This is a genomic window from Crocosphaera sp. Alani8 (genome assembly GCF_038442745.1).
In the GTDB taxonomy this organism is placed as follows: Bacteria; Cyanobacteriota; Cyanobacteriia; order Cyanobacteriales; family Microcystaceae; genus Crocosphaera.
Window position 1 is genome coordinate 1 of the sequence record NZ_JARVCN010000338.1, and the last position, 3,402, is coordinate 3,402.

At 38.6% G+C, this 3,402-nt stretch carries 4 protein-coding genes; 3 read left to right on the plus strand and 1 reads right to left on the minus strand.

All coding sequences use genetic code 11. From position 1 onward, the window contains the following. Nucleotides 1–100: 100 nt before the first annotated feature. The 3 genes from P9B04_RS17555 (at nucleotide 101) to P9B04_RS17565 (ending at nucleotide 2,464) form a co-directional block, all read left to right on the plus strand. Complete coding sequence (locus tag P9B04_RS17555) at nucleotides 101–1,348, plus strand: MFS transporter (protein WP_342056274.1); 1,248 nt, start codon at nucleotides 101–103, stop codon at nucleotides 1,346–1,348. Nucleotides 1,349–1,539: 191 nt separating this feature from the next. After that, a complete protein-coding gene (locus tag P9B04_RS17560) occupies nucleotides 1,540–1,677 on the plus strand; it encodes a hypothetical protein (RefSeq protein ID WP_342056275.1) in 138 nt (45 codons plus the stop codon). Nucleotides 1,678–1,693: 16 nt separating this feature from the next. Next, nucleotides 1,694–2,464, plus strand: a complete 771-nt coding sequence (locus P9B04_RS17565; RefSeq protein WP_342056276.1) for a glucosamine-6-phosphate deaminase — start codon at nucleotides 1,694–1,696, stop codon at nucleotides 2,462–2,464. 26 nt (nucleotides 2,465–2,490) lie between these two features. On the opposite strand, the gene P9B04_RS17570 is transcribed toward P9B04_RS17565, so the two are convergent. Next, nucleotides 2,491–3,231 (minus strand): DUF561 domain-containing protein, encoded by a 741-nt coding sequence (locus P9B04_RS17570; protein ID WP_446718016.1) that lies wholly within the window; start codon nucleotides 3,229–3,231, stop codon nucleotides 2,491–2,493. Nucleotides 3,232–3,402: the final 171 nt, after the last annotated feature.

Below are 3,402 nucleotides of genomic sequence, written 5' to 3' on the forward strand. Positions count from 1 at the left end.
TGTTTGGCCTAAGTTTTCGCAGCGAGTGACCCCTGGCTTTTTGAGAAGATACGTCTAAGATGAAATATATATTAAGTTATGTAAATATTGGATATTATCTGTGAGTATTTTGACAGCTTATAGCAGTCTCGCACCGCAACAAAGGCGCAGTCTAGGGTTTTTGTCCGTCATAGGCTTATTCTTTTGGATTAGTATTACCACCTTATTACCCACACTACCCACTTATATCAAAGAACTTGGGGGAAGTCGATCGCAGATCGGTTTAGTGATGGGGAGTTTCGCCATTGGGTTACTTTGTTCTCGTACTCTTTTGGGTTATCTGGCCGATACCAAAAGTCGTAAATTAGTGCTTTCTATCGGGGTAATTGTAGCAGGAATTTCTCCCGTGGGTTATTTATTAATTCAGTCTGTTTTCCCTTTAATTTTAGTTCGTGCTATTCATGGGGTGAGTATCGCTGCTTTTACAACAGCTTATAGTGCGTTGGTAGTTGATTTATCCCCTATGAAACAACGGGGAGAATTAATCGGTTACATGAGTTTAGTAACCCCTATTGGTATGAGTATTGGACCTGCTTTGGGGGGTTTCTTACAAGAAATATGGGGCTATCCTGCTTTGTTTATATCTTCGGCAAGTTTTGGATTATTAGGTTTGTTTTTATTGGGGCCAATTCCTGAAAAACCCCAGTTTAATCAGCAGCAAAAGGCTAATATTTCGGGAGAAAGTCGTAATTTTAAGCAAATGTTGCTCAGTCGTTCTTTAGGAATTCCTGCTCTGATTTTATTGATGATTGGGTTATTATTCGGGTCATTAATTACATTTTTACCCCTATTTCTCGAAGAAACAGAATTAGGATTTAGTGCAGGTTGGTTTTATACAACAGCAGCGATCGCTAGTTTTTCTTCTCGGATGTTTTCGGGTTCTATTTCTGATCGTTATGGTCGTGGTCCATTGATAACTATCAGCCTTCTTTGTTATTTTGTCTCTATGATCTTTTTAACTCAAGCAACAGGAGGACAACAAGTATTAATAGCTGCTATTTTTGAAGGTATTGGTGCAGGGACTTTGCTTCCGACGATCATTGCTTTGATTTCTGATCGTTCTTCTGGTTATGAAAGAGGTCGAGTTTATTCGGTTTGCTTGGGTGGTTTTGATATTGGAAATGCCTTAGCAGGTCCCCTAGTAGGAAGTTTGGGTAGTAGTTTAAATTATCAGACTATTTTTACTATTAGCAGTAGTTTTGCTTTTATCGGTTTTTTATTATTTATCAGTCAATCCAATGCTAGTTTTAAAAAGTCCTTAAGTTTTGCTTTGGGAAAGGAGAAAGATTTATATGCTTTTGATGATTAAAGTATAAATATAAAATTTTATTACTTATGTAAATCCTAGAATCAATCAGTTACCTTAGAGACATTGCTAACTGTTAAGTGATATTAATTAACTTAGCCTAACTATGGTGAAAAGAGGTACAATCATAGAAACAGCTTGATAGGAAAGTAGACCCAATGGGACGAAAAGCTAAACTAAAAAAAGTAAGAAAAATGTCACTTGAAAAAGGAGTCAATCATAGTAAAGATCCAGACAAATTTGTTGAAAATTTAGAGCGACAAGGCTATTCTCTTAAAAACCCCAAAATGTCTCCGGGGGTACCTGAAAAAAAGATCGATCCTCAAGTATGATACAGACTAATTAATTATGACATCCCATCAAGTTTTAAACGTTGATTCCTTGGTGACTCAAATTTACGAAACGGAAGAGAAACTCGCCACCGAAGCAGCTAAAATTGGTCAAAGTTATATAGAGAAAGTTCTAGAAAACAAATCAGAAGCAACAATTTTATTAGCAACAGGAAATTCTCAATTGAAATTCCTTGATTTGATTATTGCTGAACAAAGAATTGATTGGTCGCGCATAAATCTATTACATTTGGATGAATATTTAGGTATTGAAGGAGATAATTCGGCTAGTTTTCGTTTCTATCTCCATGAAAAAGTAGAAAAACGGATTAACCCTAAATCATTCAATTACATAATCGGGGACGCTTTAGAACCCATAGAAGAGTGCTATCGCTACACAAAACTCCTTGAACAATACCCCATTGATTTATGTTGTTTGGGAGTTGGAGTCAATGGACATTTAGCTTTCAACGAGCCTCAAGTAGCTAATTTTGATGATGCTCACCGAGTAAAAATCGTTAAATTAGACCAACAAACCCGTTGGGTACAAGTTAATCAAGGACATTTTAAGACCCTTGACCAAGTTCCAAAATACGCTTTAACTGTCACTATTCCTGCGATTTTGTCCGCACAAAAAATACTCTGTTTAGCAGTAGGAGAAAACAAAGCAGATATTATTCAAAAAACCTTAAAAGATGACATTTCTCCTAATTGTCCTGCTTCTTTTTTAAGAAAACACTCCGATGCCACTTTGTTACTAGATAAAAAATCGGCAGCCTTACTCTCCTGATAATCAGTCAGGAGAGCATCAATCATCTAAACGTTAACCCTAACAGAACTGTTTTCTAGGGATTCTACCAAAGCACGAACTGCAGCCACCATAGCCACTTCATCGTTGAGTTGGTTAATAGCCGAACCTACGCCAACTCCTAAAGCACCAGCAGTAATAGCCATAGGTACAGTAACAGTGGATAATCCAGAAGCACAGATAACAGGCACAGAAACAGCACGAGAAATGCTGTAGGCTGCGGCTAAAGTGGGGGCGGCTTTTTCGATTAACCCCAAAGTACCTGGATGGGTAGGATGACTACTGGTTCCCCCTTCCGTTTGAATTAAGTTAGCTCCTGCTTCTACTAACTTCTCCGCTAATGCTACCTGTTCGTCCAAAGGTAAAATATGGGGAACTGTTACACAAAGGGGAGTGTGGGGGAGTAGGGCGCGGGTTTCTTGGGTTAAAGCGAGGACTTCTGGAGCTGCAAACCGTCTCCCTTGGGCGTAAAAAGCATCAAAATTACCAATTTCTACCAAATCTGCCCCTGCTTCCACTGCATCTGCTAATAATTGGGCTTCTACCGCAGATACACAAATGGGTAAATCAATCAGAGAACGAACCTGACGCACTAAACTGGGTGAGGCGGCAATATCGACAAAAGTAGCCCCCCCTGCTTGGGCTGCCTTAGCGATGGCGGAAACTTTGCTAGTATCAAAATTGGTCAAACCACTAATAATTTTGAGAGCTTGACGTTTTTGTAATGATTTCTCTAGTTCAGGGTGCATAATCACTGTTTGTATCGATGTAATAACCTTATCTTATAACGATATACGTTTTCTCAGACTTATAGGGTACACTTCAGGTTTTATTTCTGACTTTTGATGTGTTGATTTCTAAAATTTTGACATCCTCACCGCCCTACGCTCCGCTAAAGAACGGTGATTCCCTAAAACAAG